This is a genomic window from Flavobacterium sp. ABG, from assembly GCF_001027725.1.
Taxonomy (GTDB): Bacteria; Bacteroidota; Bacteroidia; order Flavobacteriales; family Flavobacteriaceae; genus Flavobacterium; species Flavobacterium cupriresistens.
This window is the reverse complement of record NZ_LEKS01000006.1, coordinates 217,188-233,243: the sequence shown is the minus strand read 5'-3', so window position 1 is coordinate 233,243 and position 16,056 is coordinate 217,188. Positions and strand designations below refer to the sequence as shown.

Genomic DNA, 16,056 nt, shown 5'->3' with positions numbered 1-16,056 from the left:
CTGTGCGAACAAATCTCAGAAACTTAGAAACTTTGCAACTCAGAACCTTAAAAAAATTAATATTCGAAAGTACCGTACTCGCTGGTAATCGTCAATTTTTTAGCATCAGCAGCTTCTACTCTACCAACAATTTGAGCTTCTACATTGAATGCTTTTGAAATTGCGATAATATCCTGTGCGATGTCTTCCGGTACATAGATTTCCATACGGTGACCGCAATTGAAAACCTGATACATTTCTTTCCAGTCTGTTTTTGATTGCTCCTGAATTAACTTGAACAATGGTGGAACCGGAAATAAATTGTCTTTTATAATGTGTAAATTCTGAACGAAATGTAAAATTTTAGTTTGTGCTCCACCGCTGCAATGCACCATTCCGTGAATTTCGTTTGGTGTATAGGTGTCTAAAATTTTCTTGATAATTGGCGCGTAAGTTCTTGTTGGAGAAAGTACCAACTGACCTGCGTTTATCGGGCTGTTTTCTACCGCATCTGTTAAATTAACCTGTCCGGAATAAATCAATTCTTCGGGAACTGCAGCATCGTAACTTTCCGGATATTTGGCAGCCAAATATTTCCCGAAAACATCGTGACGTGCAGAAGTAAGTCCGTTACTTCCCATACCGCCATTGTAACTTTTCTCGTAAGTTGCCTGACCAAAAGAAGCCAAACCAACAATTACATCACCTGCTTTGATGTTTGCATTATCGACAACATCACTGCGTTTCATACGTGCCGTTACGGTAGAATCTACAATAATGGTACGAACAACATCACCAACATCTGCGGTTTCTCCTCCTGTTGAATGAATAGTCACGCCAAAAGATTTTAATTCGTTGATTAATTCTTCTGTTCCGTTGATAATCGCCGAAAGCACTTCACCGGGGATTAAGTTTTTGTTTCTTCCAATTGTGGAAGAAAGTAAAATATTATCGGTTGCACCAACACATAATAAATCATCTATATTCATGATTAAAGCGTCCTGAGCAATTCCTTTCCAAACCGAAATATCTCCTGTTTCTTTCCAATACATATAGGCCAAAGACGATTTTGTACCGGCTCCGTCTGCGTGCATGATTAGGCAATAGTCTGAATCCTGAGTTAAATAATCAGGAACAATTTTACAAAATGCTTGTGGAAATAAACCTTTATCAATATTTTTTATGGCGTTGTGTACGTCTTCTTTTGATGCCGAAACACCTCTTTGTGCGTACCTTTTGCTAGAATCTGAACTCATGAAAATTAGTTTGTGTTGATGTGGTGCAAAGATAATCAGTTTTTTTAATTCTTTGGTTGATTCAATTGTTTGATTCGCAAAAAAATTCGGCATGTTTTTAGGCAATGCCGAATTCTGCTATTAAATCTGGTTTTGAAACTTTTAGCATTCCTTAAATCATTCCCAATCGGGCATCGAACTTCCCGAAAACAATACCTGTCTGGAATTGGCAATACCGATACTGGTTTTTAAAATATTTTTCGCCGAAATACCATCATTAGACGTGTTCGTGAAAATTAATTCGGATTCATTAGGCGAATAGCGAACGTCTAAATCATTTGTTCCCGATACCTTCTCCGTTACAATCTGGGTCGAAGTCGACGTTAGAAAACTATATTCAAAAATTCTGGTATCTAACTGTCGGTAGGTTGAATTTTCAAATCCTGAAACATCTTTGGTATAAACGAGTTTTTGTCCGGTAACTGAAAAATTCACACTGCCCAACGCTCCGTCTTCTCCCGAAGCAATTGATGTTGTTAGTACTCCCGACAAATTAATGACATAAATTCCAGCACCGTAACCATCTGAATCATTTACTTTTAAAGCAATTTTCTTTCCGTCAGCACTCCAATCACATTCTGATATAAACTTACCTGTTGGCGTTTGGTATATTTTTGTGAGACCACTTCCGTCACTGCTTATTTTGTACAATTTATCAAAGTTGGGGTAAATCAGTTCGCTACCGGAAGTATTCCAAGAGAAACCTATATAATTTGAATTGAAACCCGCAATTGGAACCGAACTGGTTACTTTTTTTACTCCTGTTCCGTCTAAATTCATCGTATAAATATCATTTTGAGAGCCATTTGTTGCAATATAAGCGATTTTATTGGCCTGATTATTTCTCCTTGGACGCCAGCTGTTTTTGTCAGAACTTGTTAGTTGGTATTGTTTTCCGGCATCATCGGCAGCATAAATCACATTATTATCACCTACCTTTTTAACCAATAAATAGCGTGCCGTTGGAAATGCCATTGTCGTAAAGCTACTTAAAGCACTTAAAACGGGGGTATTTACACCATCTGTTACCTCAACTTGCCAATAGTATTTTACACCGTAGAGCAGATCAGTCAAGGTTAATTTTTTCTCTTTTACGGCGTCATAGATTTTTACGTCGCTGTTTTTATTGTTCCTTACTGTTATTTTAAAAGTCAGTTCGTCTGCATCGGGATCGGTTACGGTCCAAGTCAAATCTAATGGAATCACCTGCCCTGTACTATTATCTGTCGGTGCTGTCAATACCGGAACGGTTGGCGGTTTGTTGTTTGCTGTTGATTTTTTAAGTTCGAATACAATTTCTGCCGCTTTATTAGCTCCAACCGTCACTGCTTCAAACTTGGCAATATACCCGTCTTTTTGAGCCTGAAAAGAATATTCACCCACTTTGACGTTTGGAATAGTAAATTTTCCATCAGCACCTGTAAATACAATACTGGAAGTTGGACTCGAAAATACTTTTACGTTTTCCATAGGGGTAAAAGTATCTGCTGAAACTACTCTTCCTGAAACCGTTCCAAACTGAGATTCGTCTATTTTTTCTTCACTGCATGCCGTCAAAAACAATAAAAAAAGTACGCTTGCTATTTTGTATAAATACTTCATTATTCATTTGTTTTTAAGTTTAAACTTCCTGCTGTCTCCTCCTTTATTTTAACGTATAGAGTACCCTCTTTTTTCGAATGCAACTCCATAGCTCCTTTTAGTTTTTCTTACTTGCTTTATTTTTATTTTTAGCAAAATAATAGGTCAGCCCTAATCCGAATTTATAATAGTAATCGTCTCGGGTTCCTGCTTTTATATAATCGACATTGTCGCTAAAATTTACATTTTGTTCTGCGAATACTTTTATTCCGATTCTTCTCGATGCTAAATATTCAAGACCTAAACCGTACTGAAATTTGCCGTAAACGTTTTCAAATTTTCGATTCATCGCATATCCGCCACCTCCGTAAACATAAGGCGTAAACCGGTCCCGGGGCAGTATAATCCATTCCAGATTAAGATCGAAGGTGATGTAACCAACGTCGAGTAAGTTTTTATTCGCAAGATTTACCACGTTTGTAGAAGCACTGATATCTAAACTGGGAGAAATAAAAAACTTCAACGCTCCTCTTCCAAAAGGTCTTACAACGGGATTGGCATAATCACCGTCCATTAATGTTCCTCCACCGGAAATTTCCATAGCAAATTTACTTCTGCGTTCTTCTAAAAGTCTTCCGTAAAGAGCCGTTGCTTCTGCCGTTTCTGTTTCTTTACTGTAGGCTTCTAACAAAGCATCTACTTTTTCTTTTGGTGCATCGGCCTGCCAGATATTGTCTTTAATCCCTTCTAAAACCAAAGATTCTACCGCTTTTTCTATCGCTTCTGTCACGGCCATATGAACGGGTTCATTAGTAGTATAACCGGTTTCTACTTCCAAAAGTCTTTTAAAATTCACATATCGAAATAAACTTTCATCAATTGCCTGCGATAAAATAGTTTTAGAAACATAAACTGATTTTAAAATTTTCCCATTAGAAGTTGAGATCATACGCAAATAAACCGTCACCCGATCCTGACGGTATTTAACCGAACCTCCGGCTCCAAAATAACGCGCCCCAAAACCTCCGGTAATAATATTCGAATCGTACGAAACGATACCGCCTTCCAATAAAACTCCGGCATACAGCAAAGGCGTTAATTGTGGTTCATTTGGATTTGCATTTTTAATATACTCCTGACGGGTTGCCCGAATTAGATTTCGTTCCTGAAGTAAGTTGCCTATATTCTCCCTTTCGATAGGAATAAACCATTTGGAATCTTCAAGTGCTTTAATCAAAATTGAAGTGGCGCCCTGAGTGACCGCTGTACTAAAACTGCTTCCGTTTTCCTGCGGTTTATATTGTCCGGTCTGGTCTCTGAACTTATAGACTCCTACTATGACTGGTTCTTTTGGCTTAGGCAATTCTTTTAATAAGGAGGTCGCAGGCGTGCTCTCACCTAAAGTAGCTTTTTCTACTCCTGTAGGCTGATTGAAATAGGCACCGCAACCGGTAAAAAGAATTCCGACTAGGATACATAAATAGTGATGCGATCTCATATTATTGATTTGGGATAATTACCTGAGTCTGCTCTCCTGTATTGGTATCTAAAATATTAAGTGTTAAACCATCTGCTGACGGGTAAACATCTATTGAAAAGCTCCCAAAAGTATAAGATCCTTCTTTGATTCCATCTGTACCAAATTGCTGTTTGTAGAGTGTACTGGAAATCTGACTCAATAATTGCGAATTTAAATTGGCTTTAAATCGCTCTAAATCGGTTTGTGGGGTGGCATCTACTGTTTTATCCTTTTGCTTATTTTGGGCTTCTGCACTACTTAAAAGCCATTGATAATTAAAGGTATCTCCTCCAAAAGCCGGATTGACAGGTTTATACACCAAGGCCTGGGCTCTTATAGACAGAGGGATCAGAAATACTACTATTGCGGTGGTTAAAATAAATTTCATATCGCTAATAATAAGGTTAATACTGAGTGAAATATTTGCTTTGTTTTTCTTTCTCTTTAAAATAGGCATAGGTCGCGTTTACAGATTCTTCTGCGACAGCATCTAAAAAATCATCATCGGGTCTGGCTAAAAATTCATAAATAACTTCATTATCAATAGTGATTGATATGGAGGTATTTCGTGCAAAACTATATTCTTCGCCTATTGTTACTATTTTTTCAGCATTTATTCCAATATCATTGTATCTGTAATAATAGCGATCGTAAAAATCCTTTCCTATTTTAGTTTTCGTATCGTCTGTAATGATACCTCTCAACTCAAACCCGTCTACAGGAAGAACTTTCACATCATCTTTTTTTTTTCATCCCCAATCACCACACGATCTTTTGCTATGATTTGTTTATTTTCATCATAAAACAATAACAAAACTATTACTTCATCATCGGGTTCCAGATTTACCTGGGCAGTAGACAATTTTTTAATTTCGCTTGGCTGGAGGGTAAAAATCCCTTCCTGAGAATTATTAGACTGATTATTACTTTTATTATTATTTTTTATAGCAGACAATCTATAACTGGCACTTCTAATTACTTCTGTGAGATTTTCAGCACTGGCGGTAATTTTTACGTTTCCTTCTATTTTTTCAATCTCTATTTTTGCCTTTATTTTATCCTGAGGAACCTGTCCATAGCATATCGCAGTAAAAACAAGTAATAAAAGGGTTATATGTCTGTATAAAAAATGCATACTTACTTATTTATAAGAATTAATGAAGCACCATTTCCGGTTTGGGTAATCTTCATGTTTTTTGACATGGAATTGGTTCCGATACTTTTAATATTTTGATTATCTCCATTCTGAATCATCTGCGTATTTACCTTATAATTGGTATGCAAAGTGAAGTCAGAAATAGCATTGTCATTCCCTTTTTGGATAATATTCTGCGTAATTGTTTTTGCATTTTTGTCTAAAAACAATTCGTTGTTATTCCCTTGCTGATTAACCGAAACTTTTACTTCTGTTGCTTTTAAATTGGCGTTTACGGTATTATAATCTCCAATCTGTTGGATCTGAACTCCCGATTGGATTCTTGCATATAAATCATTCTGCGCTTTTTTATCCAAAGAAGAAATCACACTCAGCGCCACTTCTTTTGTATTAAACACAGAAGAACTGTATGGTCTGAAATAAGGACTATCTTCTTTCTCCTGTGCATAAAATGCGGACGAAAAAAGCAAAAGCAAGACACTATTTAAAATGTAAGTTTTCATCTTTACTCTTTTAAAATTAAAAAATGAGATAGTCGTTCTACGACTATCTCATCTATTTTATTCCTTACATTCCTGATTGTGTCACCAAGATCGTATTTGAATTTCCTTTTGAGAAAGAAATACTACTGTGAGAAGCTCCTGTTTGAGTTACAGTTGCTTTGTTGTAATCTCCAATTTGTAGTGTGTTTTCAGTCAATTTAGTACCAGTTTGAGTACTTTTTGCTTCATTTTCATTTCCATATTGATAATGGTTGGAAACGTTTTTATCAGCTGCAGAAGTACCGGTTGGAGAAGTTTGAGTTTGCCAAGATTTGTTTTTAACTCCACCTTGACTAGCATAAGCTACATTGTTATCTCCATTTTGAGTTTGGGTTGCTTCGTTTTGGCTGTGAGGAGCAAACGGAACACTAACTGCTGCTGCATACCCTAATTGAGTAGCATTGAAAGGAAGTCCGGTTGGTTTTTCGTTTCCTGTTGTACCCTGATCTACGGTAGCTGAATTATAGTTTCCTGTTTGAGTTTGAGTTGCTTTATCCCATCCTCCAAGAGCTGAAGCCGGTGGTGCTATCTGATCTTGCCAGATAGTCGCGCCATTACTGTTTCCTGTTTGAGTTTGATACGCTTTGTTATCGTGATTACTTTGAGAAATAAATGCACCATTGTTGTCTCCTTTTTGTTTTACATCTGCCATATTACTTTTAGCATTGTAAACTCCCGGCATAATACCTTGATAAACTTCTGATTTATTGGTATTTCCTAATTGATCAATTGTAGAAGCATTCGTTTGTCCGTTTTGATTTACGATACCTTGGTCAGAGTTACCAACCTGATTCACAGAAGAAGTGTTTCCTTGAGCAAAAGCTGCTGCACCCACAAATAGCATCGCGGAGATGCTTAAAATTACTTTTTTCATAATAAATATATTTAATTGGTTATTAATACAACTTATTATGTAGGCTAAAGCGAATCTTGGGGTGAAATTCTTTAAGAATCTAACATCATTTGAAAACAAATTTTTGCACTTATTTTCTCTTTTCTGATTCAAAATTAAAAAAAGTTACCCAAACAAAAATCAAGTACAAATACCTATTTCACAATACATTAACGTCTTTTCGATGAAATGTAACACTATCTCGACGAACTACTATTTTTGTTATTTTAGGTCGTCAGAAATTAATTACTTATTGCAATTTCCTTACATTTAATCTAAAACATTTGTTAAAATTAAAAAATAATCGACTTAATTTTAACATAATCGCAAAAAAGCCTGTCTTTTTGAGACAGGCTTTAAATAAATGTTCAGCAAATGTTATTTTGTAAACAACAATTCTCTGTATTTCGTTAATGTCCAGCTTTCATCATCTACCAATAATTCTAATTTATCACAGTGATTACGAATATCTTCAAAATAAGGTTTTACTTTATCGCAGTAGGCTTCTGCCATTTTTTGCGCATCTGTTAACTGATTGGCTGTTTTTCTTTCGTTGGTCATCGCCTCAACTTTAGAATTAATTCCTTCAATGTGACCGGAGATTTCTTTAATCAAAACAATCTGCTCTTTTGCAATCGTTTCAAATTCTTTTCCGAAGATTTCTTTTAATCCTTTTACGTTTTCAATCAAGGTATTTTGATAACGAATTGCAGTAGGAATTACGTGGTTTCTTGAAATATCGCCCAAAACTCTTCCTTCAATCTGAATTTTTTTGGTGTATTCTTCCAATTCAATTTCGTAACGTGCTTCTGCTTCGATGTGATTTAAAATTCCCAATTCACTAAACAAATCCAATGCCTGCTTAGAGACTTTGGCTTTAATGGCTTCAGGTGTAGTTTTAAAATTACTTAAGCCTCTTTTTTTGGCTTCTTTTTCCCAGGCCTCGCTATAACCGTCCCCTTCAAAAAGTATTTTTTTAGACTGTTTGATGTATTCTCTTAAAACATTAAAAATAGCATCGTCTTTTTTCATGTCTTTTGAATCGATCAACGAATCTACTTCTTTTTTAAAGTCTATTAATTGTTTGGCAACAATAGCATTTAGTGTAGTCATCGCGTTCGAACAATTGGCAGTTGAACCCACCGCTCTGAACTCAAATTTATTTCCTGTAAAAGCAAATGGTGATGTTCGGTTTCTATCGGTATTGTCTAAAAGAACGTCCGGAATTTTCCCTACCACATTCAGTTTTAAATCGGTTTTTTCTTCCGGTGATAATTTACCAGTGGTTACACTTTCTAATTCGGATAATACCTTTGTCAATTGTGCTCCGATAAAAACAGAGATAATGGCCGGTGGTGCTTCATTGGCTCCTAATCTGTGGTCATTACTTGCTGTTGCGATTGAGGCTCTCAACAAAGTTTCATTATCATTTACCGCTTTAATAGTATTGATAAAGAAGGTTAAAAACTGCAAATTACTCATTGGCGTCTTACTCGGACTCAATAAGTTCACTCCCGTATCGGTTGCCAATGACCAGTTGTTGTGTTTTCCGGAACCGTTTACTCCTTTAAATGGCTTTTCGTGAAATAATACTTTAAAATCATGACGCTCTGCAACTTTTTGCATTACGTCCATCAATAAAGAGTTATGGTCTACGGCAAGATTGGTTTCTTCAAAAATAGGTGCTAACTCAAATTGGTTAGGTGCTACCTCATTGTGACGGGTTTTTACCGGAATTCCCAATAACATACATTCTTGCTCTAAATCTCTCATATAAGTTAAGGCACGAGTGGGGATAGAACCAAAATAATGATCGTCTAATTGTTGCCCTTTTGCCGAAGTATGTCCCAACAAAGTTCTTCCGGTCATCATTAAATCCGGACGGGAATTTGCCAATGCTTTATCTATAAGGAAGTATTCTTGTTCCCATCCTAAAGTAGCGGTTACTTTTTTGACATTTTTATCAAAATATTTACATACTTCTGTTGCAGCCTCATCCATAACAGACAACGCTCTTAACAATGGGATTTTATTATCTAAGGCTTCTCCTGTATAGGCTATAAAAACGGTTGGAATACATAAAGTGGTACCATATATAAAAGCGGGAGAAGTAGGATCCCAGGCAGTATACCCTCTGGCTTCAAATGTATTTCTGATTCCTCCGTTCGGAAAACTTGAGGCATCAGGTTCTTGTTGTACCAATTGTGCGCCTCCAAATTTTTCAACAGGATCACTGCCATCATAAGAAGTTTCAAAAAAAGCATCGTGTTTTTCTGCGGTTGTCCCCGTAAGTGGCTGAAACCAGTGTGTATAATGTGTTACTCCTTTGGCAAGTGCCCATTCTTTCATTCCCATGGCAATATAATCTGCCAGTTTTCTGTCTATTTTAGTTCCGTGCTGAACGGCGTCTCGTACACCTTTTAAAGCGTCTGAAGTTAAATATTGCTTCATTGCTTTCTCATTAAACACATTTGAACCAAAAATGTTAGACTTTCTGTCTATTTCCTCAAAATGTACCGGCTTTCTTGTAGAAGCTTCTTTTAAAGCTTGGAAACGTAATGTTGACATGTATATAATTTTAAAAATTCGTACTCATTTTCACTAAAAAAAAGAAAAACAAATATAACGAATTAAACCCCCTGTTTGAAACTTAAATCACAGAATTTTATCCAACGATTTATCAACAGAAAAAGCTTTTTACCAAGAATAATTAATTTGAATTGAATAAATATAACAAAACACCGCAGTATTCTTCATTAAACAAACATTTTTTCGCAATTCAGCAGACAGAAAATTCAATAAACAACCTCAATTTTTACGAATTTGCCTTTTTAAGCCTTTAAAAATGCTTTTTACAAAATACACCCCTATCAAAATTATGCTTTTCTAAAAAATTATAGTCATTCAAACAAAATAGCCCCCTAATTTTCAGGAGTAAAAAAATAAATATATCTTTGACCCAGCGAAAAAACAAAAAAACAAAAATTTATATTATTATGGCTAAAATTAAGTTAGAGTACATTTGGTTAGATGGATATGAACCAACTCAAAATCTAAGAAGTAAAACTAAAGTTGAAGAGCACGAAAATTTCAAAGGAACATTAGAAGAACTTGGAAACTGGTCATTTGATGGTTCGTCAACTAAACAAGCTGAGGGAGGTTCTTCAGATTGTCTTTTGGTTCCTGTTGCCATTTATCCAGATCCAACTCGTATTAATGGATACTTAGTTATGTCAGAAGTAATGTATGCTGACGGAAAGCCACACCCTTCTAACGGTAGAGCTACGATTGATGATGATAATGATGATTTTTGGTTTGGTTTTGAACAAGAGTATTTCATCATGGATACTAAAACTTTATTGCCATTAGGTTTCCCTGTTGGAGGTTATCCTGCTCCACAAGGTATGTACTACTGCTCTGTAGGTGGAAAAAACACACACGGAAGAAAATTAGTAGAAGAACATGCTGATTTATGTATTGCTGCGGGAATTAACTTTGAAGGTATTAACCAAGAGGTTGCTTGTGGACAATGGGAATTCCAATTATTCGCTAAAGGAGCTAAAAAAGCCGGTGACGAAATCTGGATTGCCAGATACTTACTGGATCGTTTGACTGAAAAATACGGTTACTATATCGAATACCACCCAAAACCACTTGGAGACACCGATTGGAATGGTTCTGGTATGCATGCTAACTTCTCTAACGAAGTTTTAAGAACATGTGGAGATCAGGCTACTTACGAAAGAATCTGTGAGGCTTTCAGACCTGTTACTGCTGAGCACATCGCGGTTTACGGAGCTTACAACGACTTACGTTTAACCGGTAAACACGAAACGGCTTCTATTCATGATTTCTCTTATGGAATTTCTGATAGAGGAGCTTCAATCAGAATCCCTTTAATTACAGTTCAAAAAGGCTGGAAAGGTTGGTTAGAAGACAGAAGACCTGCTTCAAATGGAGATCCATACAAAATCGCAGCAAGAATTATCAAAACTGTAAAATCAGCTTTGTAATTCATCGCTTAAATTATATTCAAAAGTGCCATCAAAATTGATGGCACTTTTTTTTTAGCCGCTTTTATTATCTAAACCTAACAGGTTTTAGAAACCTGTTAGGTTTTTAAAAACGATTCGTTGTCAGTTCGAGCGAAGTCAAGAACCTTTTCGTCTTAAACCTAACAGGTTTTAAAAACCTATTTGGTTTAATAAATAACTTTTGGATAATTACTTTTTAAGTTTAATATCAAAAACTATCTTTGTAAATCACTAATAAATAGCATCATGACAGTCTGGATTCTCTTCTTGTTAGCCGTAGTTTTTATTTTAGCTTTAGATTTAGGTGTTTTCAATAAAACACCACACATTATTAGTACTAAAGAAGCCAGCAAATGGACCCTGATCTGGGTAACGCTTTCTTTTCTGTTCTCCGGAGTAATATACTGGTTGTACACTACCGACTACATTTCAAATCCGGACAATCTGAAACCTGCTGTGGCTTCCATGAAATTCATCACAGGATATTTAATTGAGTTGTCCTTGAGTGTTGACAATATCTTTGTGATTGCTATTATTTTTGCTTCTTTCAAAATACCTCAAAAATACCAACACCGCGTTTTATTCTGGGGAATTTTGGGCGCGATCGTCTTCCGCGGACTAATGATTTTCTTTGGTGTACTATTAATTAATAAATTCACCTGGACGACTTATGTATTTGGTGCTTTCTTGCTTTTTACCGCCATCAAAATGTTATTCTCGGGTGAAGAGGAAGATTTCAACCCCAAAGATTCTTTCGTATACAAAACCTTAGGGAAGATTATTCCGATTACCTCACATATGGATCATGAGCGATTTTTCATCCTAACCGACAAAGGAAAAAAAGCCGCTACCCCCCTATTCGTTGCTTTGATCGTCATTGAAGTTATGGACGTACTTTTTGCCGTAGACAGTGTTCCGGCAATCCTGGCCATTACATCTGATCCCTTTTTAGTGTTTAGTTCTAATATTTTCGCGATTCTCGGATTGCGTTCAATGTACTTTTTCCTGGCCAATATGCTGGAAAAATTCAGTTATTTAGAATACAGTTTGGTGGCTATTTTAGCCTTTGTCGGATTAAAAATGCTGCTACACCATTATATCTACATTCCGGAATGGGCTTCTTTAGGGTTTATCGCACTCTCGCTTTTAGTTGGGATTTTGGTTTCTTTGAAGTATGGTAAAACCAAGGAGGCTGTAGAAAAAGAAAAATAAGCTTTACATCTCTATTTAAATATATACAAAAGGAAATCGCAATGATTTCCTTTTTTTATTTCTGAAAGTTTTTATTTTATCATAAAATATGATTTTAATCATAATAAACTTATTTACTATGTATTAATAGTAAGAAAAATAAACTATTTAGTTGTATTTTTACAACATTATTAATATCACACACCATATTTATTATGAAAAAAAATTACGCTTTTTTAGTCTTTCTTCTGCTTTCCTGTTCGTTTGCAGTGGCACAGAAGGTTACGCTTACGCCATTAGTCGTCAACGGCAAAAATGTAATCAGTACAAATCCAATAAATCTGGAATCCAAAAGCCAATCTAATGCATCCTTATCAGCAAAAATAGAATCTCCTGTCCCGGTCGGGGCTGAAGGTACTATCGCAATCTATTTCACAAAAGACCCTGCAATTAATCCTAAAGTTGTTTCAGGAGGACCTGAAAGAATTACAAGTTTTATACAAGGCAAAACTTCAACCAGTAATTTTGAGATTATTCTGAATTTAACCGATTTTAATACTACCGGAGGATATATATTCGCCCAATACAAAACGAATTCAGGTTTAACTTATAAAAGTAATAACGTATCTGTTGTAAAAGAAGGAACTCCACCTGTAACTCCGCCTGTAACCCCACCTGTGACTCCACCTGTTGTAAACTTAGAAAACACTATATGCTGCGATCAAATTGTAAGATACGGAGATAAACCAGCTCCAATTGTAGGATCTTATTTAGACCCCAAGATAGCTTATGGCGAATGGCACGATGTTACTGACGGTAAATCACCAAGCACAAGAAATTACATAGGGAATGATTCTGACTATAAAACTGAAAATAATATATTATTAGTCGATTATTTAATCAAAAATACAACCATAAAACGAAGATATGGTAATTATTATTTTGATAATATCAGCAATGCTGTTTACTTAACAATAATCCCATCACCAATAATAAATGAAATTTCTGTCCTTGAATCAGGGCCAAATAGTCAAGGATTTATAGAAATTATCGACACCAATCCAAAACTAATAGGTTCAGAAAGTGGCAGGGATGTTAATTTGAGTATTTTAAAAAATTCAAATCATATCCCACAAAGAGGAGATAGTTTTGACAATGTCGAACGATATGAATGGCAATATGCTGAAACAGACGAAAAAGATAGCTACCGTTATAAAAAATGGATCACGATCGAAAATGAAAACTCTTCATACTTAAATTTCTTTTACCCAAAAAACATTTCAAACGACACAAATAACTACTTTAGCATCAGAAGAATTTCAACGTACAAGGGCATTAGTAGGGTTAGCAATTTATTAAACGTAATACCCCGAAAAGTTAGTTTCAACAATATGATTTGTTGTGATCAAGTATTAGGTCAAGACGCATCGTTAAAAACAATTGAAAAACCTTCTACAATTACTGGCTCTACTCCATCAATTGAACACCTAAATCTTCCCGGCAAAAAACTTGAGCTTGCAAGCATTTCTTATCAATGGCAAAGTCAATCAATTAGCACTGGTAGACCAAACACATACGGTACTTGGTCAAACATTACTGGTGCAACATCTAAAGACTATCTTCCAAGTCCTTTAGAATTTAAAGTTGACCCCAGACGAGGATTAACAATTGAAACCACTTACAACTTCAGACGAGTTGCAACAATAAACTATGTAATTGAGAATATAGTCAATGGAGCCTTAACAAATGTTAGCACAAAATCTTACAGTAACGAAATAAATATGAAATCAGGACGAGTTTATGGTCCTGCAACATTAATTGCATATCCAAATCCTGCAAAATCAGTTATAAATATTGAAAACAAAGCTACCGATTATATTTTATCTAATACTAAAATAAGTATAACAAACACTATGGGGGCTATCGTAAATTCAAATAATTTTTCAATAATAAGCCCAAACTTAATAAGTATAGATGTTTCAAATTTAGCTATTGGAACATATTTTATCAATGTTGATCCTGGAACTGGCAGACGAGGCACAGGCATGGTCCAACTAACTTTTCTAAAAAGCAATTAAAAAAAAAGGAAATCTTACGATTTCCTTTTTTTTATATAAATTAAAATTAAAAATTAATTTTTTGAATTTCGCTTTCGTTTAATTTTGCTGCCTTCATCACTTCCAAATAACTATTTTTATTTACAGTTTTAGCTAACGTAGAAGGAATAACAACAACCCTAAAAGTTTGACTATTTATTAGACTTGGTTCTTCAGCCAAATTAAAAGAAGCTATTACTATAATATTAAAGTCTTCTTTACTGAAATCAAAGAAATAATCTGCAGTATCTCCATTATCAAAATTTATTGTTTTTGGTATTAACTGCCAAACTGGGGCACCAGAATTAGTTTGATCTGTCTTTCTATAAATCAAAACAGTTTCATCATTAAATAAAACAGGATTAAAATTAGCGCCAAATTGGTACTTGAAATTAGTAATCCTTGTTAAGTTCACATTATTAATTTGAAAAGCGGATGGTGCTAAACCATCATATCCATCTTGTCCCGGAGGCCCTTCAGGTCCTTCACAACTAGAAAACACAATTAATCCAACAACTGCAAATAAGGTAAGTATCTTTTTCATAATTTATATATTTTTAAGTTTCTATATATAAAGGTATTCCAAAAACCAAACCAAAAAAAACGATTGAGGGTATTTTACCTTAATATTTTTTGCTATTTCTCATTATTTCTTACTAACTACTTGATTTTTAAGTAGTATTTTATTAAAAAACAACACATGGTACGGCAATGAATTCTCCCAATAGTCCCAAGTGTGTGCTCCGGGGCGTTCGGTATAATCATGATCTACTTTATTGTAAACCAATCTGCGGTGTAATTCTCTATTGGGTTCAATCAGAAAATCGTTAACACCACAGTCTATAATTAAAGGTAGTTTATTGGCTTTTAGTTTATCTATCATCGCCAATACAGAATTCTGCTCGTACAATTCGGTATTACTGCTTTTATCACCAAAAACTGGCTGCATTAATTTTATCACCTGAGTAGAAGAATCTCTGTTGAGCATCGCGCTCATGTCTACTGCCCCACTCATGCTTCCGGCCGCACAAAACAAATCAGGATGTCTGCCGGAGAGATACAAAGCACCGTGTCCGCCCATAGAAAGCCCTGTAATGACACGACCATTTCTGTTGCTTATCGTCCGGTATGTTTTATCTACTTTCTGAATCACTTCCTGCGTGATAAAAGTCTCAAACTGACTTTCTTTATTCATAGGACTATCCAGATAGAAACTAAATGTTTCTCCTTCGGGCATTACAATAATCATATTGTATTGGTCCGACAAATTTTGGACTAGCTTTTTGTTCGGAGTATTTTTCAACCAGTCACTAAAATGACCGTAGGCACCATGCAATAAATACATAACGGGATAGGTCGACTTGCTTTTGGCATAGGTATTCGGCAATACAACCGCGGCTTTGTAGGTTTTGCCCATCGCTGTACTTGCAATTTGTAAAGTATCTACTTTTGCCGCATAACTCACTGAGGTGATGCCTATAAGAAATACTACTACTAGAGCTCTGATGTTTTTCATATTGGTGTTTTTTTTGATTAGGGATTGTAAATATAACTTTTTCCAGGTAAAAGATTATTTGTGTGCGTGTTTTTTAACCGCAAGGGTCGCAAAGGGTTAACGCAAAGTTCGCTGAGATTTTTTATTTTGGAAATGGTTGCTTTTTTTTAAACTACAAGGGTAGTAAAAGCATAATTTTAGCTCGTGGAATCGTAAAGTTTTTTCTCTGGCGAGCAGATTAAGCAGATTTATTTACCTTTTATCAACGCAACAAAA

The 16,056-nt window shown here is 35.4% G+C and carries 14 protein-coding genes; 3 read left to right on the top strand and 11 right to left on the bottom strand.

All coding sequences use genetic code 11. The features are described 5' to 3' along the window. Positions 1 to 56 precede the first annotated feature (56 nt). The 9 genes from AB674_RS08645 to AB674_RS08605 all read right to left on the bottom strand — a co-directional run bounded on the left by AB674_RS08645 (position 57) and on the right by AB674_RS08605 (position 9,532). The gene (locus tag AB674_RS08645) at positions 57 to 1,235 is read right to left on the bottom strand and encodes an AIR synthase related protein (RefSeq protein ID WP_047775801.1); all 1,179 of its coding nucleotides are present in this window, start codon (positions 1,233 to 1,235) and stop codon (positions 57 to 59) included. A gap of 156 nt (positions 1,236 to 1,391) precedes the next feature. Continuing rightward, the gene (locus AB674_RS08640; protein WP_047775673.1) at positions 1,392 to 2,876 is read right to left on the bottom strand and encodes a carboxypeptidase regulatory-like domain-containing protein; all 1,485 of its coding nucleotides are present in this window, start codon (positions 2,874 to 2,876) and stop codon (positions 1,392 to 1,394) included. Between the two features lie 97 nt (positions 2,877 to 2,973). Next, positions 2,974 to 4,353 carry a CsgG/HfaB family protein gene (locus AB674_RS08635; RefSeq protein ID WP_047775671.1) on the bottom strand — a complete coding sequence of 460 codons (1,380 nt, stop codon included), beginning with the start codon at positions 4,351 to 4,353 and terminating at the stop codon, positions 2,974 to 2,976. Between the two features lies 1 nt (position 4,354). Then, on the bottom strand, positions 4,355 to 4,762 hold the full coding sequence (locus tag AB674_RS08630; protein WP_047775799.1) for a curli production assembly/transport component CsgF: 408 nt from the start codon (positions 4,760 to 4,762) through the stop codon (positions 4,355 to 4,357). 16 nt (positions 4,763 to 4,778) lie between these two features. Next, positions 4,779 to 5,108: a curli production assembly/transport protein CsgE gene (locus AB674_RS08625; RefSeq protein ID WP_230005111.1), complete on the bottom strand. Its 330-nt coding sequence runs from the start codon at positions 5,106 to 5,108 to the stop codon at positions 4,779 to 4,781. Next, positions 5,105 to 5,509 carry a curli-like amyloid fiber formation chaperone CsgH gene (csgH, locus tag AB674_RS08620; RefSeq protein ID WP_047775670.1) on the bottom strand — a complete coding sequence of 135 codons (405 nt, stop codon included), beginning with the start codon at positions 5,507 to 5,509 and terminating at the stop codon, positions 5,105 to 5,107. The genes AB674_RS08625 and csgH overlap by 4 nt, the downstream gene beginning before the upstream one ends. A gap of 2 nt (positions 5,510 to 5,511) precedes the next feature. Further along, positions 5,512 to 6,033 (bottom strand): hypothetical protein, encoded by a 522-nt coding sequence (locus AB674_RS08615; protein WP_047775668.1) that lies wholly within the window; start codon positions 6,031 to 6,033, stop codon positions 5,512 to 5,514. 64 nt (positions 6,034 to 6,097) lie between these two features. Then, positions 6,098 to 6,946 (bottom strand): hypothetical protein, encoded by an 849-nt coding sequence (locus AB674_RS08610; RefSeq protein WP_047775666.1) that lies wholly within the window; start codon positions 6,944 to 6,946, stop codon positions 6,098 to 6,100. Positions 6,947 to 7,342: 396 nt separating this feature from the next. Continuing rightward, positions 7,343 to 9,532 carry a glutamine synthetase III gene (locus AB674_RS08605; protein WP_047775665.1) on the bottom strand — a complete coding sequence of 730 codons (2,190 nt, stop codon included), beginning with the start codon at positions 9,530 to 9,532 and terminating at the stop codon, positions 7,343 to 7,345. A gap of 428 nt (positions 9,533 to 9,960) precedes the next feature. On the opposite strand from AB674_RS08605, the gene AB674_RS08600 reads away from it, so the two are divergent. The 3 genes from AB674_RS08600 to AB674_RS08590 all read left to right on the top strand — a co-directional run bounded on the left by AB674_RS08600 (position 9,961) and on the right by AB674_RS08590 (position 14,267). Then, the gene (locus AB674_RS08600) at positions 9,961 to 10,977 is read left to right on the top strand and encodes a glutamine synthetase beta-grasp domain-containing protein (protein WP_047775796.1); all 1,017 of its coding nucleotides are present in this window, start codon (positions 9,961 to 9,963) and stop codon (positions 10,975 to 10,977) included. Between the two features lie 267 nt (positions 10,978 to 11,244). Continuing rightward, complete coding sequence (locus tag AB674_RS08595) at positions 11,245 to 12,210, top strand: TerC family protein (RefSeq protein WP_047775663.1); 966 nt, start codon at positions 11,245 to 11,247, stop codon at positions 12,208 to 12,210. A gap of 194 nt (positions 12,211 to 12,404) precedes the next feature. Further along, entirely contained in the window at positions 12,405 to 14,267 is a 1,863-nt protein-coding gene (locus AB674_RS08590; RefSeq protein ID WP_047775661.1) for a T9SS type A sorting domain-containing protein, read from the top strand. 46 nt (positions 14,268 to 14,313) lie between these two features. On the opposite strand, the gene AB674_RS08585 is transcribed toward AB674_RS08590, so the two are convergent. Both AB674_RS08585 and AB674_RS08580 read right to left on the bottom strand, forming a co-directional pair. After that, positions 14,314 to 14,829, bottom strand: a complete 516-nt coding sequence (locus tag AB674_RS08585) for a hypothetical protein (protein WP_047775660.1) — start codon at positions 14,827 to 14,829, stop codon at positions 14,314 to 14,316. Positions 14,830 to 14,931: 102 nt separating this feature from the next. Further along, on the bottom strand, positions 14,932 to 15,801 hold the full coding sequence (locus tag AB674_RS08580; RefSeq protein WP_047775659.1) for an alpha/beta hydrolase: 870 nt from the start codon (positions 15,799 to 15,801) through the stop codon (positions 14,932 to 14,934). Positions 15,802 to 16,056: the final 255 nt, after the last annotated feature.